We start from the raw sequence: 22,312 nt of genomic DNA on the forward strand, positions 1-22,312 counted from the left end.
CGTCATAGGAGAACCACGATGGATTTGACTGAATCGCCCGAGCAGCAGGAGCTCAGGAGGGAACTGCGTACGTATTTCTCCACGCTGCTGCCCGAGGACGAGCGCCGCGCCGCCGGCGAGCAGGGCGTAGGTGGCCCCCGCTTCCGCGAGATCGTCAAGATGCTCGGCAAAGACGGTTGGCTGGGCATCGGCTGGCCGGTGGAGTTCGGTGGTCAGGGACGCTCGATCGAGGATCAGTTCGTCTTCTTCGACGAGGTTCAGCGGGCCGGTCTGCCATTTCCGTTCGTCACGGTGAACACCGTCGGGCCGACGCTGCAGAAGTACGGGACCGAGGAGCAGAAGGCGAGGTTCCTGCCCGGAATCCTCTCCGGCGACATCGTTTTCGCGATCGGATACACCGAACCCGATGCCGGTACCGATCTGGCGTCGCTCAAGACCCGGGCGGTACGCGACGGCGACGAGTGGGTGGTCGACGGCAACAAGATCTTCACCTCGGGTGCCAACACCGCCGACTACGTCTGGCTGGCCTGCCGTACCGATCCGGAAGCGCCCAAGCACAAGGGCATTTCAATCCTGATCGTCCCCACCGACGATCCCGGCTTCTCGTGGTCACCGATCCCCACCGTGGGCGGACTGATGGTCACCTCCACCTACTACACCGACATCCGGGTCGGGGCAGAAGCCCTTGTCGGTGAGGCCAATGGTGGCTGGCGCCTGATCACCGCGCAGCTCAATCACGAGCGCATCGGCCTGGCCGCACTCGGCGGCCGCACCGAGGGCCTGTGGAATCAGGTGCTGGAGTGGGCCAAGGAGAACGGTGCCATCGACATCCCATGGGTGCAGCAGGATTTCGCGCGTACGCACGCGAAGTTGGTCGCCATGCGATTGATGAACTGGAAGATGACGGCGGCGGTCGCCGCCGATACGCTCTCGGGCGCAGACGCCGGCGCCACCAAGGTGTTCGGCACCGAGACCCATGTCGACGTATACCGGACCTTGCTCGGAATCCTCGGTGCCGCAGGACGTATCCGGCCTGACAACCCGGGTGCGATCCTGGCCGGTCAGATCGAGCAGATCTCCCGCCAGGGCGTGGTCAACACCTTCGGTGGTGGCGTCAACGAGGTGCTGCGGGACATGGTCGCGACCATCGGACTGGGTACCGCCCGCATGGGACGCGGAAAATGAGCGGGATCGATGCGGCGCTGAGTAACCTGGTCGGCCAGGAGCTGGTGCCCACCACATGGGCGCAGGATCCGGTGAACACACCGATGATCCGGCACTGGGTGGAGGCCATGGCTGATGAGAACCCCATCTACCTCGACGACGATGCGGCCCGCAGTGCCGGACGCGAGGGTGCGATTGCCCCTCCGACGATGGTGCAGGCCTGGACCATGCGGGGCTACGCGGCAACCGCCGCGGGCAGCAAGGGTTCCGACGTCGCGGTCGAACTCTTCGGGCTGTTGGCCGACGCCGGATTCACGTCGGTGGTCGCCACCGACTCAGAACAGGAATACTTCACCGAGCTGCGCGCCGGGGACCTGATCAACGTCACCGAGGTCATCGAATCGATTTCCCCCGAGAAGAAGACCGGCCTGGGTACCGGGCATTTTGTGACGACGCTCAAGACCTACCGCAATGTCGGCGGTGATGTTGTCGCCACACAACGGTGGCGCACATTGCGTTTCCGTCCCGCGGAGAAGCCGGCACCCCGGGCCCTGCGGCCCCGGCCGGCACTCAACCAGGACAACGCCTTCTGGTTCGACGCGGCCAAGGAACACCGCCTGGTCATCCAACGGTGCACCGCGTGCGGAACGCTGCGGCATCCGACGGGACCGATGTGTGGACACTGCCGGTCGCTGGACTGGGACACCGTGGACGCCTCGGGCAAGGGGTTCGTCTACAGCTTTGTCGTCAACCACCATCCCAAGATCGACGCATTCGACTACCCGCTGATCGTCGCCGTCATCGAACTCGAAGAGGGCACCCGACTGATCGCCAACATGATCGGTGTCGAACCGGATCAGGTGAAGGTCGACATGCCGGTGGTCTTGGACTGGATCGACGCCGACCCGGATCTGACGCTTCCCGCGTTCCGGCCGGCCGCACCCGAGGAGAACTGATGGATTTCACCTTCAACGAAGAGCAGACCGCGATCGGTGACCTGGCCGCGGATATCTTCGCCGGTAAGTCGGGCATCGACCGAGTCAAGGTCGTCGAGTCCACCGAAGAACGTATCGACCGGGAGCTGTGGCGCGAGCTCGCCCAGGCCGGACTCGTCGGGATCGCACTGCCCGAGGAGTTCGACGGCGGCGCAATGGGTTTGACCGAGCTGTGTGTGCTGCTCGAACAGCAGGGCCGCAATGTCGCCCCGGTGCCACTGTGGGAGACCGCCCTCGCCGCGATGGCGATCGCGGAATTCGGTTCGCCGGAACAGAAGCAGGCCTACGTGCCTCCCGTCGCTGCCGGTGAGATGTTCCTGACCGTCGGTCTCGAAGAGTTCGGTCCCGCCGACCCCACCGCACCGACAACGGCTGCGCACGCCGGAGCCGACGGAACCTGGACTCTGACCGGTGCCAAGGCCGTGGTCCCGGCCGCACACGTCGCCACGCGCGTCGTGGTGTCGGCCGCGACACCCTCGGGCACCGGACTTTTCCTGGTCGACCCGGCAGGTGCCGGCGTGGTCTCGGAGAACAACGAGACGACGACCCGCGCGATCGCGTCGAATCTGACCTTCGACGCGGCACCGGCCGAGTTGCTCGCCGAAGGACAGTCGGTGCAGTGGCTCGTCGACCGCGTGGAGGTTGCCATGGCCGCCCTGCAGGTCGGTGTTGGCACCGGTGCGGTCACGCAAGCCGTGACCTACCTCAACGGTCGTCAGCAATTCGGGCGCCCGCTGTCGACGTTCCAGGCGGTCAGCCACCAGTTGGCCGACTGCTACATCGATCTCGAGGCCATGCGGGTGACCCTGTGGCAGGCAGCCTGGCTGCTCGCCAACGGCCATGATCCGAAATCCGCAGTACTGGTGGCCAAGTGGTGGGCCACCGACGGCGGTCAGCGCGTGGTGCACCGCACCCAGCACGTGCACGGCGGTATCGGCGTGGATACCGACTACCCGGTGCACCGGCACCTGTTGTGGGGCAAGCAGATCGCGGCGACCCTCGGCGGTGCGAGTGCCGACCTCACCCGCCTCGGCGCGCAGCTCGCCTCCGGGGTCGCGTCATGACCGGAGGTGACGCAGTGACGCAGGATGCACTGGATCAGATCGCAGTGGGGCAGGTCCTGCCCGAACTCGCGATCCCGTTGACCCGCACCATGATCGTGGCCACGGCCATCGCGAGCCGGGACTATCAGGATGTGCACCACGATCCCGATCTCGCGGTACAACGCGGCTCCAAAGACGTGTTCATGAACATCCTGACCACCAACGGGCTCGTGGGCCGTTTTGTCACCGACTGGGCCGGACCACGCGCATCGCTTCGCAAGGTCGCGATCCGGCTCGGGGCGCCCAACTATCCCGGGGACACCATGACGCTGACCGGCACCGTGACAGGTGTCGAGGATGGACTTGTGTCCGTGCAGGTTCGAGGCAGCAACAGCCTCGGTGACCACGTCAAGGGAACCGTCACGTTCACATACCTGGAAGGAAGTCTGTAGATGGCGATCAGCCCACTGTCCGGCGCGGCCGCCATCGTCGGCATCGGTGCCACCGAGTTCTCCAAGAACTCCGGACGCACCGAACTCCAATTGGCATGTGAAGCGATCATCGCCGCGCTGGCCGATGCCGGCATCGATCCGTCCGAGGTCGATGGCCTCTCGACCTACACCGCCGAGACCAACGGCGAGGTGCTGGTGGCTCGCAACTGTGGGCTCGGCGAACTGAAGTTTTTCTCCCGCATCGGATACGGGGGAGGCGCCGCCTGCGGGACCGTGCAGCAGGCCGCGATGGCGGTGGCCACCGGTGTCGCCGACGTTGTGGTCTGTTACCGAGCGTTCAACGAGCGCTCGGGTGTGCGTTACGGCCTCGGTCAGCACGACCGGCCGATGGACAGCACCGCCGACCGGGCGGCATACGCCTGGATGACGCCGCAGGGTTTGTCGACGCCCGCACAGTGGGTGGCGATGTTCGCCAGGCGGTACATGCACCAATATGGCGCCACGAGTGAGGATTTCGGCCGGGTGGCCGTGGTGGCCCGTAAGCACGCCGCGAACAATCCCGCCGCCTGGTTCTACGAGCGGCCGATCACGCTGGAAGACCATCAGAACTCGCGGTGGATCGCCGAACCCCTGCACCTGCTCGACTGCTGTCAGGAGACCGATGGTGGCCAGGCACTGGTGATCGTCTCTGCCGAGCGCGCCAAGACCCTGACCGGCACAGCGGCATTGATCAAGGGTGCCGCGCAGGGTAGCGGAAAAGACCAGCACATGATGACCAGCTACTACCGCCCCGACATCGCCGGTATCCCGGAGATGGGGTTGGTCGGCCGTCAGCTCTACGGTCAGAGTGGGCTGTCGCCCGCCGACATCAACGCCGCGATTCTGTATGACCACTTCACCCCACTTGTGTTGCCGCAGCTCGAAGAACTCGGCTTCTGCGGCACGGGTGAGGCCAAAGACTTCATCCGCGACGGCAACCTGGAAATCGGTGGACGGCTTCCGTCGAACACCCATGGTGGTCAGATCGGCGAGGCATACCTGCACGGCGTGAACGGCATTGCCGAAGCGGTCCGCCTGTTGCGGGGCACGTCGACGAATCAAGTCGATGGCGTGGAGAATGTGCTCGTCACTGCAGGAACCGCGGTGCCCACCAGTGGCCTCATCCTCGGTGCCGCGTGAGAAAAGGAACTTCTCTGTGACCTCTGACAGCATTGCCGGAACAACCACCAAGACCGCGGGGCAGTGGCGCGGTGAGGATCTGGGCACCCGCACCGTTTCCTACGATGAGCGTGACGCGATCCTCTACGCATTGGCCGTGGGCGCCAAGGCGACCGAACTCGACCTCGTGTTCGAGGACAGGTTGCGTGTGTTGCCGACGTTCGCATTGACGTTGGCGCAGTGGGCACCTGACGAACTGGGCGCACGTGGCGCATTCGACATGACCACGGCACTGCACGGTTCGCAGCAGCTGACCGTCTTGGCGCCGCTGCCGCGTAGTGGCGAGGTGACCTTGGCCGCCTCGGTCGGCGAGGTCTGGGACAAGGGCGCCGCCGCAGTGTTCGAGGTGGTGGTCCGTAGCGACTACTTCGTGGCGACATGGTCGATCTTCGCTCCGGGCGCAGGCGGATTCGGGGGCGACCGCGGACCGGCACGCCCCGCCGGACCGCAGGGCGATCCGGCTCTCGAAGGCGTGGTCCACACCACGGAAAATCAGGCGGCGCTATACCGCCTGACCGGTGATCGCCATCACATCCACATCGACCCCGAGGCCGCGGCCAAGATCAACCAGCCGCGCCCGATCATGCACGGACTGTGCACGCTGGGCGTCGCGGCAGTCGAACTGGCACGACTGACCTGCGAGCATCCGGCAGACCTGACGACCCTCGAGGGCCGGTTCGCAGCGGCGATCCACCCCGGTGAGACGGCAGGTCTACGCGTGTGGGGCGACAGCTCGGATCTGGCATTCGAACTCGTCAAGGATGGCAGTCCGACGATCTCCGGGGGCCGTGCCGGCTACGCGCGATGACCATGGCACGACCTGCCAATCCCGTTCAGCGAGAAGTCAGTGTGCCCGGACACATTCGGTGCCCTAGTGTCGTCGAGTCCGGTTCACGTATGGAGAGGCAGCGCCCGCGATGACAACTGCTGAAATGTCGAACAGCTCGCGTTCTGCAAAGGTGACCGTCGCGGCGGTCGTCGAAGAGACCAGCGATGCAAAGTCGCTGGTCTTCGAGGTACCCAGCGACCGCGTGGACGAGTTCATCTACAAGCCCGGACAGTTTCTGACTCTGCGTGTGCCGAGTGATCAGACCGGTTCGGTCGCTCGGTGCTACTCGCTGGCCAGTTCGCCGTTCACCGACGATCTGCCGAAGGTGACCGTCAAGCGGACCGCGGCCGGCTATGCCTCCAACTGGCTGTGCGACAACGTCGTGGTCGGCGACGTGATCGAGGTGTTGCCACCCGCGGGTGTTTTCACTCCCGCAAACTTCGACGACGATCTGTTGTTGTTCGCCGCAGGTAGCGGCGTGACCCCGGTGATCTCGATTCTGAAGTCGGCGCTGAGTCAGGGCACCGGCAAGGTCGTTCTGGTGTACGCGAATCGAGACGAGAAGTCGGTGATCTTCGCGCGCGAGTTGATGGAGATCACCGCATTGCACGGTGACCGGTTGTCGGTGATCCACTGGCTCGAGAGCGTCCAGGGTCTGCCGTCTGCGGATCAACTCGCCGGCCTCGCCTCCGCGTTCAATGGCCACCGGGTGTTCATGTGTGGACCGAAGCCGTTCATGGACACAGTGCATGATGCAGCGGCCCGTGCTGGCATCCCACGCAACCGCGTGCACGCAGAAGTGTTCACCTCACTATCCGGTGATCCGTTCGCCGACGTGGTCCTGCCCGACATCTCCGAGGAAGAAGCCGGAGACGCGGCAACAGTCTCGGTCACACTCGATGGAGAAGCGCACGAGTACAGCTGGCCGCGCTCGGCCACGCTGGTCGATGTACTGCTCTCCAAGGGCATCGACGTGCCGTTCTCCTGTCGCGAAGGCGAATGTGGTTCGTGCGCATGCACATTGGTCGATGGGAAAGTCGACATGGGCAACGCATCCATCCTCGACGACGACGACATCGCGGACGGCTACATCCTGGCCTGCCAGGCGCGCCCGCTCAGTGACCACCTGAACGTGGAGTTCTAAAGGCTCGGATCTCGTTGAACGGGAACGCTTTTTGTGATCTCTACTACACCTGGGTACCGTGCCGAAGATGACAGATCTGTTGGCAGGGAAAGTTGTATTGATCACAGGTGCGGCGCGGGGTCAGGGCCGTAACCACGCGCTGCGTCTGGCGCGTGAAGGCGCAGACGTGATCGCAATCGATGTGTGTGCACCGATTTCTGACGATGTCGGGTACGCGGCGGCCACCGCCACCGACCTCGACGAAACAGCTCGACTGGTTCGGGCCGAAGGTCGCGACATCGTGAACGTGGTCGCCGACGTCCGGGACCTCGAGGCGATACGCGCTGCCGTTGTCACCGGAGTCGAGCGATTCGGACGTCTCGACGTCGTGATTGCCAACGCGGGGATCGCGACCTGGAACCGATTCTGGGAGATGTCGGAAGAACAGTGGACGACAGTGGTGGACATCAACCTCAACGGTGTGTGGCGCACCTTGGCCGCGGCGGTTCCGGCCATGATCGACGGTGGTCGCGGGGGTTCGATCGTGCTCGTCAGCAGTGCTGCCGGTGTTGCCGCCGCGCCCGGCTGCGCACACTATTCGGCTGCCAAGCACGGACTGGTCGGTTTGGCCCGGACCGCGGCAACCGAGTTGGGCGCTCACAACATTCGCGTCAACAGTATTCATCCGGGCGCTGTGGACACGGAAATGGGCAATGACCCCAATGTTGCGCGCATACTCTCAAAGTTCCCGGCCTACATGGATTCTTACCGGTGGCCGCTGACCGGGGTGAAGCGCACCAGCGTCGACGACATCTCGGACGCCGTGGTGTACCTCGCGTCCGATCTGTCGCGCGCGGTGACCGGATCGAAGATCGTCATCGACATGGGCCAGACGATGGCGTGAAATGCCCGTGCATAGGCCCGGTACTCACCGGCCAGATGCGCTGCGGCGCAGAGATGTTGGCAATCCCCAGTGAGAGGACGCAATTATGGGAACACTTGATGGCAAGGTCGCCCTGGTGACCGGCGCGGGTCAAGGAATCGGTCGCGGTATTTCGGTGGCGCTGGCGAAGGAGGGTGCGGCGATCGCGGTCGCGGGACGAACCGAGTCCAAGCTGCTCGACACCTGCGCGATTCTGTCGGACCTGGGTGCGGTCGCCGAGCCCGTCGTGTGCGATGTCAGTGATCGCGCCAATGTCGCAGCCGCCGTGGACAAGACGGTGTCGGTGCTGGGCTCGGTGGACATCCTGGTCAACAACGCGAATGACTGCAAGCCCGGACCGATCCTGTCGATCGACGACGACGAGTACATGAAGTCGTTCGCCACCGGCCCGTTGGCAACGTTGCGCTTGATGCAGCTCTGCCATCCACACATGAAAGCCCGTGGTGGCGGGGTGATCATCAATCTGGTGACTTCGGCCGCGGTGCGTTGGGACGCGAGCAACTATGGCGCCTACGGGTCGATCAAAGAAGGTATGCGATCGCTGACGCGAGCGGCCGCGTGTGAGTGGGGCGCAGACAAGATCCGCGTGCTGTCGGTTGCGCCGCATGCCGCGACGCCGGCCCTCGAAGGCTGGATGGAGCGGAACCCGGAGGAGTCGGCCGCATTCGTTGCCGGTATCCCACTTGGCCGAGTCGGCGATCCCGAGACCGACATCGGTCGTGCGGTTGTCTTCCTGGTCGGCGACGACGCCGGGTATCTCACCGGTGCGACGATTCCCCTCGATGGTGGGCAGTCGCGCTGGGGGTGAGGTTCCACAGCGTTCCCTGACAACAAACAATCGAGGTTGCATCGCCGCAGCGATGCAACCTCGATTGTTTTGCGTTACAGAGTTTTCCGAAGGTCAGTGCGCGTACACGCTGCCACGACGGAGCATCAGCGCCAGTCCGACGGTGAGTACGGCGCCGGCAAGGATGATGCCGGCGATGGCGTTGAGTCCCGATACGGTGGGAGCAACACTGCCTGCCACGGCCGAAGCGGCCAGCACGGTCGTGGCGACCGAGGTGCCGATACCCTGTCCTGCCGTGCGCAGAACCGTCTGCAATCCGGTTGCCTCGCTGGTGTTGTGGACGGGGACGGCCTCCACGATGAGGTTCGGAAGGGCGGTGTACGCGAATGCGGTCGCAATCGATGCCGTGGTGATCATGGCGAACATCCCACCCTTGGAATCATGCGCCGTGACCAGCAGGATCGCCACCCCGACGTAGAGCAGACCACCGACGATCAACGATGCTCGTGAACCCACGGTGCGCGTCAGGCGGCCGCTGAGCGGCGTGAATGCGAAACCGATCAACGCGCCGATCAGGGCCATCAAGCCGGCATCGGTTGGCGACATTCCGAGGCCATACGGCGCGGAGGTGGGGGACTGAAGCACCAAGGGCGTGACCATGTTACCGACTCCGAAGGGGCCGATAGCTGCGGCCAGAGTCGCGAGCATCGTCAGCGCCACCTTGCGGTTGGTGAACAGCCGCACGTTGGCGATCGGGTCGGTTACCCGAAGTTCCCAGACCACCCACAGTGCCAGTGCCACCACACCGGCGATGATCAGGCCGCTGGTCTTCGGATCGGACCAACCCCAGGTGCTGGATTTATTGATACCCAACAAGATTGCTGCAATCGCAGGCGCGAATACGATGGTGCCGATGTAGTCGACCTTTTGGGTGGTCCCGACCGGTGGGCGCCACGGAAGTGCGAACAGGACCAGCAACAGTGCGAACGCTGCGTAGACAGCCGCGACGATGAAGATCATGTGCCAGCTGTAGTTGTCGATCATCAGGCCCGCGATGTACGCGGAGGCAGCGCCTGCGGCCACTGCCGAGCCCGAGATGATCGCGATCGCAACGGGAACCTTCTCTTTGGCGAGGTGTTCACGTGCCAGGCCGATGCACAACGGGAGGATCGCTCCCGCCACGCCCTGGATCGCCCGTCCGACGATGATCGCGGTGATGCTGTCGCCGAGTGCGCTGACCAGCGAACCGATCGTGGCCATGGCGAGGATGACCACCAGGACCCGTTCACGTCCGAACATGTCACCGAGGCGGCCACAGACCGCAGCCGAGGCCGCGGCGACCAGAAGGAAGGCCGTCACTGCCCATCCGACTGTGGCTGCGTCACTGCCGAAGTCGGCGATGATGGTCGGGATCGCGGCGAACACCATCGAGGTCTCGAAGGCGCTGATGATCTCGACCAGCACCAGGATGGTGATGATGACCCCGGCTGAGCGGCGCCGGTTGTAGCGCCCGCTGGTGGGTAGCGGAGGCCTGGGGGGAGCAATCGGATCGGGGATGGTGGTCATCGAATTCCTCCAAGAAGGCGCCGTGTGATGGGCGTGGTCGTCGCGCTGCAACACCGTGGGAGCAGAAGCCCTTGGGCCATTGCTGTGCCGTTCAGCATTGTGTGTCCTTACCTGTATCGGAAGCGGAAAGTGACCGCCGAGTGAATAAATAGATACAGTGACGCACAGCACATACGGGGTTCAGTCCCGGTGAGTGGAAACTAGATGCGAGCCCCAGACCGATTGTCGCGGTGGGCAGTTAGTGCGCAACATCTTGATGGAGGCATCATGGCGCTGGGACAACGAACCCGCTGTGGCCAACGGTGATCGGATCACCAGAGGCCACAGCGGGATGAAGGGGATGAGGGTGTCAGCCGGTGACGCGTGCGGCGTTGCCCGCGTCGACGGGGATGACCGTTCCGCTGATGTGTGCGCTGGCCTGGTCGGCGAGGAACAGCACCACCCGGGTGATCTCCTCGGCGTCGAGCCACGGCACCGGCTGGGCGTGCAGCGAGGTGAAGATGGGTGCCACATCATCGATCGTCGGCGATTCGAGGTCGGGCCGCATCATCGCGTAGAGCTGGGCGTTGTGGATCATGGGGGTTGAGATGTTGCCCGGTGCAATCGCATTGACGGTGATGCCATGGCCGGCAAGGTCGAGCGCTGCGCTCTTGGTCAGTCCGATCACGCCCCACTTGGCCGCCGCATAGCCGACCATGTTGGTGCTGCCTGCCCGGCCGAGCATGGACGAGATGGTGACGATGCGACCGAATCCGCGCTTGATCATGCCTGGTGAAACCGCGCCGACGGTGTTGAAGACCCCGGTCAGATTCGATGCGATGACCTCGGACCACTGCGCCTCCGTCATCACCTGCACCGGCGCGGCGACGGATACGCCGGCATTGGCAACGGCTATGTCAATCCGCCCGAACTCGGATTCTGCCTGTGCGACAAGCGCATCCATCGCGGACCGGTCTGCGGTGTTGGCCTTGACGGCAATGCACCTGCGTCCGGTTTCCGTGACCAGTCGCACGGTCTCGGCGAGATCGGCTTCTGTCGCGAGTGGATAGCCCACCGCCGGGCTGTCCTCGCATCTGTCGCAGATGACCACATCGGCGCCACGCTTCGCGAATGCGAGGGCATGGCTGCGACCCTGTCCGCGGGCAGCTCCGGTGATCAGTGCGACCTGTCCGTCAAAACCATCTGTCATTGGTCTACTCCTGGATTCTGTTCGGGTCTAACGTAGTTTGATGATGCCGCCGTCGGCCATCACCGTCTGACCGGTCATGTACTTGGAGTCCTCGGACGCGAGGAAGACCACGACGGGCGCGATATCGGTCACCGGATCTCCGATCCGCTGCAGGGGAACCTTCGCCACGGACTCGGCCGCACGTTCGGGAAAAGCCTTCTGCCATGCGAGAACACCTTCGGTGGCAGCAAACGGGCAGATGATGTTCACCCGGATGCCATCGGCGGCCCATTCGTTGGCGGCCACCCTGCTCATTCCCCGGATGGCTTCTTTGGCAGCTGCATAGGAGGTCTGGGTCGGCATACCCTCGAGACCTGAACCTGAAGCGAAGTTGATCACCGAACCCGACGATGCCTTCAGCTGTTCGTAACAGGCCTGCATGAGATGCACGGTCGGATAGAAGCCGGTGTTGAAGGACAATTCGAACATTTCGGGCGTGTGATCGACGAGTAGGGCTTGGCGAGATGCGTGGGCGTTGTTGACCAGGATGTCCACGGATCCGAATGCCGCGACGGCGGCGTCACGTATCTTCTCCGCCGCACCGGATTCCGAGATGTTGATGTTGAGAAACTTTGATGCGCTGCCGAGTTCGCTCGCCAGCGCGACACCGCGTTCGTCGTCGATGTCGACGAACAGGACGTTGGCCCCCTGCTGGACGAAGACGCGGGTGATCGCCCCGCCGATTCCACCGGCTCCGCCGGTGATGATTGCTGTCTTACCTTGCAGTCTCATTGCACTCCTCGTGCTCGATGCCTCCGCGCTGAGCCCGTCGGATCGGTGCAACCTCGGTGACCGCGTCGGAGACGTGTGGCTACCTGGTCTCCAGAATAGAATCAATTCTATTCGTATGCGGCACAACGCCAATTTTGCAATCAATCCCGATGAGCGGGACTGCGTCGGTGCGGGGCCGGGCCGCTGGGGGCGGCCCCTGATGCGCCATTGGGCGCGGGCCGGCTGGTCTGATCAGCATGGTCCCGCTCACCGAGACTGTAGGGTTCGGTCACTGGGAGTGATCTTAGTCTCGTCCCATGACCGCGAACAGCACAGCCACGATCGCTTTTGACGAAGCCCTTCACCTCCAGCGACGGGCGCATCGCGCAAGTGGACCCGCTACGGCTGCCGAGCGCCGGGACAACCTTCAAGCCGTCATCGACCTCGTGGTTCGGCACCACGAGGAATTCGCAGAGGCGATGGATGCCGACTTCGGTGGCCGCCACCCCGGGTTCTCCCTGATGAACGACGTCGTCGGTTCGCTCGGAGCGCTCAAACATGCCCGTGATCAGCTCGAACAGTGGATGCGGCCCGAGGAGCGCCCGGCGTTCGCGCCATACGACGCGCTTGGCGCCCGCGCGGAGGTGCAGTTCCAGGCCAAAGGATCGATTCTGATCATCGGCACGTGGAACGCGCCCCTGTTCACGCTGTTGAGTCCGTTGGCCGGTGTGCTCGCCGCAGGCAACCGTGCGGTCCTCAAGCCGTCGGAGATCACCGGGCGCACCGCCGAGGTGTTCGCGCGGGCGGTCGAAGCAGAGCTGGACCCCGCGGTGGTCACTGTGTTCACCGGGGGAGTCGATGTCGCCGAGGCGCTGACGTCACTTCCCTTCGATCACATCGTGGTCACCGGTAGCGGTGTAGTCGGTCGGGCCGTGATGGCCAACGCGGCGCGCAATCTGGTTCCGGTCACACTCGAACTCGGTGGAAAGTCGCCGGTCGTCGTGGGCCGGTCGGCGGACCTGAAGGACGCGGCGACGAAAATCGCAATTGCCAAGGCCACCAATGGCGGACAGATCTGTGTCAGCCCCGACACCGTCTATGTCCCGCGCGAGAACGTGGACGTGTTCGTCGATGCTGTTGCCTCCGCTTTCGCGGAACTACACCCGACAATTTCCGGAAACGCGGATGTTGTGGCTGCGGTGAACGAACGCCACCTCGAACGGGTCGACGGGTACGTGCGGGAGGCCGTCGAGCTCGGTGCCCGCGTCGTCACCACACCCGACGAGGAACCGTCCGGGGTGGATCGGCGCCGGCCACTTCGCATCGTGGTCGACCCACCGGCGCAATCACGTATCCATACCGAAGAGATCTTCGGGTCGGCGATGGTGGTGTTGCCCTACGACGATGTCGACAACGTCATCGAATCGATCAATGACGGACCGAAACCGCTGGCGCTCTACTACTTTGGCTCAGATTCCGACGAGCGTCGGACGGTCCTCGATCGCACCAGCTCCGGTGGGGTCACCGTCGACAACGTCATGATGCACCCGGCCATGATGGATGCCCCGTTCGGCGGGGTCGGTGCCTCGGGTATCGGCCACTACAACGGCCGGGAGGGCTTCCTCGAATTCAGCCACAGCCGAACGGTATTCATCGCACCGGCCGCCGATCCCCGTCGTGAGTGGGGGATGTTGCCGCCCTACGGCGACCACTTCGTCGCCGCGATGACCGCTCAGATCACGCCCTGATCGTTCACACCACCTACCCCCCGCGGCCGACTTTCGAACGTCGCCGCAGCACCCCCGAAGGGAAACAACCGAATGAAGACACGCGGCGCGATCATCCGCCAGGCGCCCGGCATCTACGAGGTCGCCGAACTCGATCTCGACGAACCACGGCAGGGCGAGATCACCGTGCGCATGGTCGCCTCGGGCTTGTGCCACTCCGACGACCACATCGCCTGCGGTGACCACGCGGTGGCTTCATATCCGATCTGTGGTGGCCACGAGGGTGCCGGGGTCGTTGTGGCGGTGGGTCCGGAGACCCAAGGCTGGGCCGAAGGTGACCACGTCGTGTTCTCTTTCGTCGCCGCCTGTGGCCGATGCCGTTGGTGTGCAAAAGGTTTGCAGAATCTCTGCGACCGTGGCGCGGCGATCATGGCAGGCACCCGTCCGGACGATCCGACCAGCTTCCGGCTCAGTCTCGACGGGGCGCCGGTGGCGCAGACCTGCGGGCTCTCCACGTTCAGTGAATACACCACAGTCAGTACGGACTCAGCTGTCAAGATCGTCGACAAGGACCTGCCGTTGGAAGTGCTGTGCCTGCTCGGCTGTGGCGTGGTGACCGGATGGGGTGCCGCGGTCAATTCCGCGGAGGTCTACCCCGGGCAGACGGTCATCATCGAGGGCATCGGCGGTATCGGCATCAACGCCGTCCAGGGTGCCGCCCATGCCGGCGCCGCGCACATCATCGCGGTGGATCCCGTCGAGTTCAAACGCCAGAGTGCGTTGGAGTTCGGTGCCACCCATGCTGTTTCGGGTATGGAAGAGGCCACCGAGATCGCCCGGTCGTTCACCAATGGACAGGGTGCAGACGCGGCGATCGTCACCGTCGGCGTCACCACCGGCGAGCACATCGCGGCCGCGTTCTCGGCGATCCGGAAGGCCGGAATCTGTGTGGTCACCGGGCTCGGAAAGATGACGGACGTCGGGATTCCGATCAGCCCGATGGAACTGACCCTGTACCAAAAGCGTTTGCAGGGTTCGTTGTTCGGTTCCTGCGCACCCACGGCTGATATTCCGTGGATGATCGATCTCTACACCTCGGGCAAACTCGAACTCGACAAGCTGGTGACCAACACCTACAAGCTCGACGACATCGCCCAGGGTTTCACGGATATGCACGCAGGCAAGAACCTGCGCGGAGTTGTCCACTTCTGACTCTCGCGGCAATTCAGACACGACGAGGGTGTCGAGTTCATCAGGTCAGATGGTGAACTCGACACCCTCGGCGGTCGCGAGTCGATGAAGCTCTTCGACCTGTTCGCAGTAGTGTTCGGCGGTTCGTGCCGCGAGTGAGGTACTGGCGATTGTCGCCCCTGCATCGCCCAGGCGCGCCAATGTCCGGACGGTCTTGTCAGGATCACTCAGCGGATCGAGTGGAAATCCCGCAGACAGGATCACTTCGAAGGACGGCGGGAGGGCCGCTGCCGCAAGCATCGCCTTCAGTTCGGATGTACTGAGCCCGAACGGAACCCAGCCATCACCGTGCTCACACGCCCGGCGCAGCGACCGCTTTGTGCGGCCGCCGATCCAGATCGGGACCCGCTGCGCCGCGGCGTGTGGCTCGACCACAAAACCCTCGTAGTCGTAGAACTGGCCGTGATACTCCGGTTGCGATGTCGACAGAGACGTCCGAATTGCGGCAAGCGCGTCATCGGCACGAGCCCCGCGGTCATCGAACGGCGCTCCGATCAGCTCGAACTCCTCTTTGAGGGTCCCCACGCCAAGGCCCAGGATCAGGCGGCCACCGCTGATGCGATCGAGAGTTCCGTAACGCTTCGCGATTTCGAGTGGATGATGGTAGCCCAGCACCAAAACCTGTGTGGCCAGCCGTATTTGCCGGGTGCGGGCCGCCAGGAAACCGAACGTGGCCAACGGATCCCAGTACGTCCCACCACGCTCGGTTGCCACATCGACCGGCACCGCAACATGTTCACTGCAGGTGAGGTGGTGGAATCCCAGACGATCAGCGCATTGCGCTATCTCCGCAACGTCATCGATGGTTGCGGTGGCTTCCCACGCCGAACGGGTGCTCGGGTGCTGGACCAGGACCGGTGTTGAAATGCCAAGGCGCATATCGCTGCAGCTTCCCTGTGGTGGTGTCGACCGACGGTTCAGCTCAGGCGTTCGAGAACCATCGCCATGCCTTGTCCGCCGCCGACACACATGGTCTCGACGCCGAAGCTCTTGTCGTAGGTCTTGAGGTTGTTGATCAGCGTGGTGGTGATCCGGGCACCGGTCATGCCGAATGGGTGGCCCAGTGCGATCGCGCCGCCGGAGACGTTGAGCTTGTCGTGATCGATGCCGAGTTCGTTGGCTGATCCGAGGACCTGCGCGGCGAAGGCTTCGTTGATCTCGAATAGGTCGATGTCGTCGATGCCCATGCCGGCGAAGCGCAGGGCTTTGCGGACGGCTTCGATGGGGCCCAGGCCCATGATCTCGGGGGACAGGCCGGTGGCCGCGGTGGCGACGATCCGGGCCAGCGGGGTGAGGCCGAGGGCCTTGGCCTTGGTGTCGCTCATGATGACCAGTGCGGCGGCGCCGTCGTTGAGGGGGCAGGCGTTGCCTGCGGTGACGGTGCCGTCGGGGCGGAAGACCGGCTTGAGCCCGCTGAGCTTCTCGTAGGTGGTGCCGGCGCGGGGGCCGTCGTCGGTGGTGACGAGGGTGCCGTCGGCCAGGGTGATCGGGTCGATCTCGCGGGCGAAGAAACCGGAGTTGATGGCTTCTTCGGCGCGGTTCTGGCTGAGCACGGCCCAACGGTCCTGGTCTTCGCGGGAGACCTTCGAGAAGGAGGCGACGTTTTCGGCGGTCTCGCCCATGGGGATGTAGATGTCGGGCAGCAGTCCCTGCTCACGAGGATCGCTCCAGGTGCAGCCGCCCTCGGCAGCTTTGGCGGTGCGCTCCATGGCCACGGCGAACTCGGGGTTCTTGGTGTCGGGCCACCGGTCTGCACTACCGAAAGCAAAGTTGGAGACGCTCTCGACGCCGCCGGAGATGAAGACATCGCCTTCGCCTGCACGGATCGCGTGCAGGGCCATGCGGGTGGTCTGCAGCGAGGAGGAGCAGTAGCGGTTGACGGTGACGCCGGGGACCTGGTCGAGTCCGGCCAGGACGGCCACGACGCGGGCCATGTTGAAGCCGGCCTTGCCCGCGGGTTGTCCGGATCCCAGGTGCAGGTCGTCGATGTCGGCGCGGTCGAGTTCGGGGACCTTGTTCAGGACGGTTTCGACCATCTGGCGGGCCAGTTCGTCGGGGCGGACGTCTTTGAGTGAACCTTTGACGGCCCGGCCGATCGGTGAACGGGCGGTGGCGACGATAACTGCTTCTGGCATGGGGAGTCCCTTCGGAAACTTAAGCGCGTAGAGCATCGTGGGATGCCGGTGGTCACTTGCTGACATGGCCGCCAGACTTCTGCTCAGACCAACCTAGCAAGTGCTTGGTTGGGCACGTGAAGTGAGGCTGGTCAGCGAAAAGCGATCGGGCCGGATCCGGCGGTGGTCACAGTGGAACCGTGTGGACGTCGTTCGGTGACCAGAAAGCACGCATGCTGGTGATGAGTCCCTCGTCGTCGAATGTCATGACGTCGATCGGTTCGATGGTGATCACCGCATCTGCCGTAGTGGTGGCAACCCGAAAGTGAAACGCCGCCGAATTGCCTGCAACCCGCACGGTGATCAGCTCTGCCGTACTGCTCGTACTGTCCATCCTCGAGTAGAACGCCCGGATGTTGTCGCGTCCGCGGCGAGGTTCGGAACCCACCGGGTCTTCGAGCGTTGCATCCGTTGCGTACAGACCTGCGATCGCGTCCGCTGTCCCTGTTCCCAAGAGCGAAACATACTGGGAGACAGTGTGAAGGATCTTCTTTCGCAGGTCAGCGGGACCGCTGTTCGTTGTCGTCACCGGGAGAGATCATCAGGTTCTGTCGAGTTCTGCCACCAGGGTCCCGCTGGGTGGGAGATCACCCGCCGGCGCTGACCGTCGAGCCGAAATCGTGGACCACCTTCACGGTCGGATTCCAGGGCATCAGGTCCGACACCGACCGTTGTAATTCGGATACCGGTGGGAGCGGTGGCGGCGCCAAAACGGTGATGGTGGCGGTCTTTCCGTGCCAGGTCACGCTCGACACCTGCGCCCCGGGGCTCCCTTCGAGCCAGTCTTCGGTGGCGGTGAAGATCTGGCGGGCCCACAACGCCGACAGCGAGTTGACGACCATGGGCACCGCCACGACGATCAGTGCCGCCGTCAAGAGGACGTAGACGCGTCTGTGCCGGCGCCGACGTTCGTCGATGACCGTGTTGTATCCGGCAACGACGAAGACGACCGAGGCCGTGATGATCATCGCGATGACGTTGGAGGCAAAGAGGATGAATGCCCCGCCGGCAAGTGCGGGCGCGTGTGAGCCCAGGCAGACCCCGGTGACCGCGAGCGGGGGTACCAGCGAGATGGCGATCGCAACACCCGGCAGCACATCGCCCACGTCGCGACGGGTGATCGCGATTGCGCCGACCAATCCGGTGGCCAGGGCGGCGAGCAGGTCCATCAATGTCGGTGACGTGCGGCCGAGGACCTGGGAGTTGGTCAGTACGTTTGTCGGATTGGGCAGTAGCTGGGCGACGAGAAACCCTATTGCGACCACCAGACATATTCCGGCGAGTATGTAGAGCAGACTGCGGGTCACCAGACCGCCTCTGCCGGTGACGATTCCCAACCCGACACCCAGGATCGGGGTGGACAGCGGAGCGACGATCATCGCGCCGATGACGGTCGCGGTGGAGTCCGAGGCGACACCTGCGGTTGCGATCACGCCGGACAGCACCAGCATCACCCAGAACGCTGATTGCTTGGCGCGGCTGTCACCGACGGCAAGGTCCAGGCGTTCGTCGAGTTCGTCGGTGCTGCGTCGTTGGTTGTCCGGAATCAGCACCGACATCGTTTGTCCTCTCTCTGACCTCGCAAACGAGCCGGAAATGCGAAGACGAGCCACATGTTAGTGGCTCGTCTTCGTATAGATGGCTCGTTTGCGGGCAGTCAGGAGAGAGCGGCGAGGATCTCCTTCGCCAGCGGCCGCGATGAGGCCGGGTTCTGGCCGGTGTAGAGATTTCGGTCGACGACCACCTTCGGCTCCCAGGCCGACCCGTGCTCGTAGTCGATGCCGAGCTCGATCAGGCGGTCCTGCAGTAGCCATTTGGCCTTGGGCGCCAGACCGACCTGTTCTTCTTCGGTGTTGGAGAATCCGGTGGCACGATAGCCGGCGAAGGTGGCGGTGCCGTCAGGCCGATGTGCGGCCAGGAATGCGGCCGGAGCGTGACAGACAACGCCGAGCGGACGACCCGAATCTATTGCATCCGTTAGGAGTTGGCCTGACACCTTGTCGACCGCGAGGTCTTCCATCGGTCCGTGTCCACCTGGGTAGAACACGGCCGCGTAGTCGTCCAGCTTCACTGTGTCGAGCGGGATCGGTTGTTGCAGCGCGGGGTTCGATCGCACCTTGGCTGCGACGGTGTCGGCGCCTTCTTGGCCGCCATTCATATCAGGGCTCAGGCTGGCTTCATCGACAACCGGAACCACACCGCCGGGCGTGGCGACAACCACATGGTGGCCGGCGTTGGTGAACTCCTCATAGGGCGCCACGAACTCTTCGGCCCAGAAGCCGGTCGGATGTTTGGTCCCGTCGGCGAGTGTCCAGTGATCGGCTCCGGTCAGGACGAACAGAATGTCTGCCACGGTGTGCTCCTTCGCGCGTAGATTGCGGCGTCGGTATTTCACCCCGGTGTCTGCAGGGCACTTCCTTGTTCAAGGTCTTTAGGGCCGCTTGGTATTCCTCGACGACCGCCGGCGTTGACAGCCACCAGTCCGGTCAACAATACGCCCGCCCCGATGAGCTGGGCGAACGCCATCGTCTGCCCGAGCAGCCACCAGGAGAACAGAGCCGAGGCGACGACCTCGACCAATGCGATGAACGACGCCGGGGTGGCGCCGAGCAGGCGAACCGCCTGCACACCCGTGACGTACGCCAGGCTCGTCGAGATGCCTGCCACCGCCAGCGCCACCAGCCACCAGGGAATCTCGGTGTGGGCCAGGATCGGGGAGTCTGTGGCCGCGGACATCGGAAGCACACCGATCGCGCCGGAGATCGCGATCACGACGGTTCCCACCATCAGCCCACCGGCTGCCAACGCCAGCGGATCGACGCTGTTGCCGGACTTCGTGAAGTCGTCGGTCGCCAGGATGAAGTAGGCGGCAAGTCCGACCGCCGCACCGATTGCCCACAGCAGACCGACGGGGTCGACGTCTCCGATGCCTTCACCGCCCAGGATCACCAGGAACAGGCCACCGAGCGCCACCACGCAGCCGAGCCCGGTGAGCAAGGTCTGCCGCCGCCTGCGGATGAGCCAGTCGTAGACGACGACCAGGATGATGCCCGAGTATTCGCAGAGCAGGGCGATCGGGACATCGAGATATCGGACGGCATTGAAGAAGCTCAGTTGCACGATGGCCACACCAAGAATCCCGTAGGCGACCACCAGGACCGGGGCGCGGCGCAGATTCGCGAACAGTCGGCGACGCAACACAATCAGCGGAATGGCCAGGAGCAACGAGCCGAGTCCAAGGCGTACAACCGTGACTGCGGCCGACGACCAACCGCTGTCGATGAGTGACTTGGCCAATGGACCCGACGTCCCGAAGCAGATCGCCGACGTCAGTGCGACCAGCACGCCATACGTCGGACGGGTCTTGCTGTCCGCAGGTATCGCTTTTCCTCGACCGGTCATGTCAGTAGTAAAGCCCACGCGTCGACTCTGGATCGGGCGGATCCGGTGCGGTGTGCAGGGCCAGAATCAGTCTGCGGCAGGTGTATCGGGGAACACTCGCCGATCGGAACCAACCTGGGCGTCGCCGGTGGCGATCGCTGGTAAATTGCGGCAGTGGGATTTCCGAGGCGAGGTGTGGCTGCCATCTGCGCTGCAGTTGTTCTGGCCGGCTGTGGCGATGCGTCTTCGGCATCGATGGTCGATCAGGCATTATCGGTGCCCCATTCGCAGGTGAAGCTCCCCATGCCCGGTGAGGTGGTCCAGACCGCGGACTGGGCTTCGTCGGCCGACGTCGGCTGGCAGGTCTCGGGCAGCAAGATCCTCTACCGCTCAACCGATGTGGACGATCAGGCAGTGATCGTCTCGGGGACGGTGTTCAAACCGGAGGGCGTTGCTCCCGCCGGCGGGTGGCCGGTCCTGGCGGTCGGACACGGTTCGACAGGGATCAACACCAACTGCGCACCGTCACTGACCGACAATCTGTACGGTCTGTCCGGGCTGGTGAGGCGCTATCTGGATGCCGGATTCGCGGTGACCTTTCCGGACTTCTCGGGGCTGGGCACCAACAGCGGCCCGCATCCCTACCTCGACTCCTATGCGGCAGCGCGGACGATGATCGATTCGGTGCGAGCAATCGGCGAGGTCTATCCCGACATATCGGAAACCTGGGTCTCGTACGGGGTCTCGCAGGGCGGCGGCGTGACGTGGGCCGCCGACGAGATCGCCGGGCAGTACGCACCGGAGCTCGACCTGGTCGGAGCAGTTGCCCACGTGCCGTCGACAACCAAGGTTCCGCTGGTCGACCTCGCGGTCGCCGGGACCCTGACCGTCGAGCAGCAGGGAGTTCTCCAGTGGCTGGAGGAGTCGCTGGCGCGCCGTCATCCCGCCCTGAACCTGAATGAATTGCGCAGCCCGGCACTGGCAGCGCAATGGAATGCGCTGAGCGACTGCGGGCGGTCACCGGGACGCGGCCAGGCGCTCAGCCGCGTCTCGGCCCAGGATTTCCGGCCGACAACTCCGGCGGCCACCGACACGCTGCGGTCGCTGCTGCAGGAGATGGCTTTGCCGAGAGCAGGTCTGAGCGCACCGCTCTACGTGCTCTACGGCGGCAGGGACCGATTCAACGATCCGAGGTGGACCGGCGACGCCATCGCCCGAGCCTGCGAGCTCGGTGGACCGATCACCGTCAACTTTCAGCCCACTGCCGGTCACGTCGACGTGAACACCGGCGATGTCGGGCGATACCTCAAAGATCGGATCGCCGGGCTCCCGGTCAGAAATGATTGCCGCAGGTGAGCAAATCACCGATGAAGCAGTGGGCGCTGTTGGCCGGTGCCATCGTTGCCGAGGTCAGTGCGACGCTGGCGTTGCGGGCGGCAGTGGATCATGCGGCCTGGGTGACGCTGGTCGTGGTCGGATACGTCGTGGCATTCACGTGCCTGGCACTGGTTCTGCGTGAGGGCATGTCGATTGGCGTGGCATACGGGGTTTGGGCTGCCTGCGGTGTGGCGTTGACCGCGGTCTTGGCCGCCGTGCTGTTCGACGAGCCGTTCACCTGGGTGATCGGCCTGGGCATCGCGATTGTGATCGCGGGTGTTCTGCTGGTGGAACTCGGTTCTCATCCTGCCGAGCAGCCGCACCAACCCGGTTCGGAGTAGCG

22 protein-coding genes are annotated in these 22,312 nt (G+C 64.2%); 13 read left to right on the forward strand and 9 right to left on the reverse strand.

Annotation, left to right across the window (positions count from 1 at the left end; all coding sequences use genetic code 11):
* Positions 1–18: 18 nt before the first annotated feature.
* From AC1TQG_RS14665 to AC1TQG_RS14705, 9 genes are all read left to right on the forward strand, one after another.
* Positions 19–1,185, forward strand: coding sequence for an acyl-CoA dehydrogenase family protein (locus AC1TQG_RS14665; RefSeq protein WP_482138028.1), 1,167 nt, complete (start codon positions 19–21; stop codon positions 1,183–1,185).
* Entirely contained in the window at positions 1,182–2,120 is a 939-nt protein-coding gene (locus AC1TQG_RS14670) for a bifunctional MaoC family dehydratase N-terminal/OB-fold nucleic acid binding domain-containing protein (protein ID WP_482138030.1), read from the forward strand. Before AC1TQG_RS14665 ends, AC1TQG_RS14670 begins: the two co-directional genes overlap by 4 nt.
* Positions 2,120–3,223, forward strand: coding sequence for an acyl-CoA dehydrogenase family protein (locus AC1TQG_RS14675; protein WP_482138031.1), 1,104 nt, complete (start codon positions 2,120–2,122; stop codon positions 3,221–3,223). Before AC1TQG_RS14670 ends, AC1TQG_RS14675 begins: the two co-directional genes overlap by 1 nt.
* Positions 3,220–3,654 carry a MaoC family dehydratase gene (locus AC1TQG_RS14680; RefSeq protein WP_482138032.1) on the forward strand — a complete coding sequence of 145 codons (435 nt, stop codon included), beginning with the start codon at positions 3,220–3,222 and terminating at the stop codon, positions 3,652–3,654. The genes AC1TQG_RS14675 and AC1TQG_RS14680 overlap by 4 nt, the downstream gene beginning before the upstream one ends.
* The gene (locus tag AC1TQG_RS14685; protein ID WP_482138034.1) at positions 3,655–4,833 is read left to right on the forward strand and encodes a lipid-transfer protein; all 1,179 of its coding nucleotides are present in this window, start codon (positions 3,655–3,657) and stop codon (positions 4,831–4,833) included.
* A gap of 16 nt (positions 4,834–4,849) precedes the next feature.
* Positions 4,850–5,680 (forward strand): MaoC/PaaZ C-terminal domain-containing protein, encoded by an 831-nt coding sequence (locus AC1TQG_RS14690; protein WP_482138036.1) that lies wholly within the window; start codon positions 4,850–4,852, stop codon positions 5,678–5,680.
* A 109-nt stretch (positions 5,681–5,789) separates the two neighbouring features.
* On the forward strand, positions 5,790–6,845 hold the full coding sequence (locus AC1TQG_RS14695) for a 2Fe-2S iron-sulfur cluster-binding protein (RefSeq protein WP_482138038.1): 1,056 nt from the start codon (positions 5,790–5,792) through the stop codon (positions 6,843–6,845).
* 67 nt (positions 6,846–6,912) lie between these two features.
* A complete protein-coding gene (locus AC1TQG_RS14700) occupies positions 6,913–7,728 on the forward strand; it encodes a mycofactocin-coupled SDR family oxidoreductase (RefSeq protein ID WP_482138040.1) in 816 nt (271 codons plus the stop codon).
* A gap of 85 nt (positions 7,729–7,813) precedes the next feature.
* Positions 7,814–8,575 carry an SDR family NAD(P)-dependent oxidoreductase gene (locus AC1TQG_RS14705; RefSeq protein ID WP_482138041.1) on the forward strand — a complete coding sequence of 254 codons (762 nt, stop codon included), beginning with the start codon at positions 7,814–7,816 and terminating at the stop codon, positions 8,573–8,575.
* 93 nt (positions 8,576–8,668) lie between these two features.
* Here AC1TQG_RS14705 and AC1TQG_RS14710 read toward each other — a convergent pair whose 3' ends face one another.
* From AC1TQG_RS14710 to AC1TQG_RS14720, 3 genes are all read right to left on the reverse strand, one after another.
* A complete protein-coding gene (locus tag AC1TQG_RS14710) occupies positions 8,669–10,120 on the reverse strand; it encodes an MFS transporter (protein ID WP_482138043.1) in 1,452 nt (483 codons plus the stop codon).
* A gap of 349 nt (positions 10,121–10,469) precedes the next feature.
* A complete protein-coding gene (locus AC1TQG_RS14715) occupies positions 10,470–11,309 on the reverse strand; it encodes a mycofactocin-coupled SDR family oxidoreductase (RefSeq protein WP_482138045.1) in 840 nt (279 codons plus the stop codon).
* A 27-nt stretch (positions 11,310–11,336) separates the two neighbouring features.
* The gene (locus tag AC1TQG_RS14720) at positions 11,337–12,080 is read right to left on the reverse strand and encodes an SDR family NAD(P)-dependent oxidoreductase (RefSeq protein ID WP_482138047.1); all 744 of its coding nucleotides are present in this window, start codon (positions 12,078–12,080) and stop codon (positions 11,337–11,339) included.
* A 296-nt stretch (positions 12,081–12,376) separates the two neighbouring features.
* Between AC1TQG_RS14720 and AC1TQG_RS14725 the strand changes: the two genes are divergently transcribed.
* On the forward strand, positions 12,377–13,807 hold the full coding sequence (locus tag AC1TQG_RS14725; protein ID WP_482138049.1) for an aldehyde dehydrogenase family protein: 1,431 nt from the start codon (positions 12,377–12,379) through the stop codon (positions 13,805–13,807).
* 72 nt (positions 13,808–13,879) lie between these two features.
* Positions 13,880–14,998: an NDMA-dependent alcohol dehydrogenase gene (locus AC1TQG_RS14730; RefSeq protein WP_482138050.1), complete on the forward strand. Its 1,119-nt coding sequence runs from the start codon at positions 13,880–13,882 to the stop codon at positions 14,996–14,998.
* A gap of 45 nt (positions 14,999–15,043) precedes the next feature.
* Here AC1TQG_RS14730 and AC1TQG_RS14735 read toward each other — a convergent pair whose 3' ends face one another.
* The 6 genes from AC1TQG_RS14735 to AC1TQG_RS14760 all read right to left on the reverse strand — a co-directional run bounded on the left by AC1TQG_RS14735 (position 15,044) and on the right by AC1TQG_RS14760 (position 20,613).
* Entirely contained in the window at positions 15,044–15,916 is an 873-nt protein-coding gene (locus tag AC1TQG_RS14735) for an LLM class F420-dependent oxidoreductase (protein WP_482138052.1), read from the reverse strand.
* A gap of 38 nt (positions 15,917–15,954) precedes the next feature.
* Positions 15,955–17,172, reverse strand: a complete 1,218-nt coding sequence (locus tag AC1TQG_RS14740) for an acetyl-CoA C-acetyltransferase (RefSeq protein WP_482138053.1) — start codon at positions 17,170–17,172, stop codon at positions 15,955–15,957.
* A gap of 166 nt (positions 17,173–17,338) precedes the next feature.
* Positions 17,339–17,740, reverse strand: a complete 402-nt coding sequence (locus AC1TQG_RS14745) for a nuclear transport factor 2 family protein (RefSeq protein ID WP_482138054.1) — start codon at positions 17,738–17,740, stop codon at positions 17,339–17,341.
* Between the two features lie 58 nt (positions 17,741–17,798).
* Positions 17,799–18,770: a TIGR00341 family protein gene (locus AC1TQG_RS14750; protein WP_482138056.1), complete on the reverse strand. Its 972-nt coding sequence runs from the start codon at positions 18,768–18,770 to the stop codon at positions 17,799–17,801.
* 98 nt (positions 18,771–18,868) lie between these two features.
* Positions 18,869–19,564, reverse strand: coding sequence for a type 1 glutamine amidotransferase domain-containing protein (locus tag AC1TQG_RS14755; protein ID WP_482138057.1), 696 nt, complete (start codon positions 19,562–19,564; stop codon positions 18,869–18,871).
* A gap of 38 nt (positions 19,565–19,602) precedes the next feature.
* Positions 19,603–20,613, reverse strand: a complete 1,011-nt coding sequence (locus AC1TQG_RS14760) for an EamA family transporter (RefSeq protein ID WP_482138059.1) — start codon at positions 20,611–20,613, stop codon at positions 19,603–19,605.
* A 153-nt stretch (positions 20,614–20,766) separates the two neighbouring features.
* Here AC1TQG_RS14760 and AC1TQG_RS14765 point away from each other — a divergent pair, with 153 nt between their 5' ends.
* Together AC1TQG_RS14765 and AC1TQG_RS14770 are read left to right on the forward strand one after the other, a co-directional pair.
* Positions 20,767–21,948: a lipase family protein gene (locus AC1TQG_RS14765; protein ID WP_482138061.1), complete on the forward strand. Its 1,182-nt coding sequence runs from the start codon at positions 20,767–20,769 to the stop codon at positions 21,946–21,948.
* 11 nt (positions 21,949–21,959) lie between these two features.
* Positions 21,960–22,310: a DMT family transporter gene (locus AC1TQG_RS14770; RefSeq protein ID WP_482138756.1), complete on the forward strand. Its 351-nt coding sequence runs from the start codon at positions 21,960–21,962 to the stop codon at positions 22,308–22,310.
* The last annotated feature ends 2 nt before the right edge of the window (positions 22,311–22,312 follow it).

The organism is Williamsia sp. Y844, assembly GCF_056786475.1.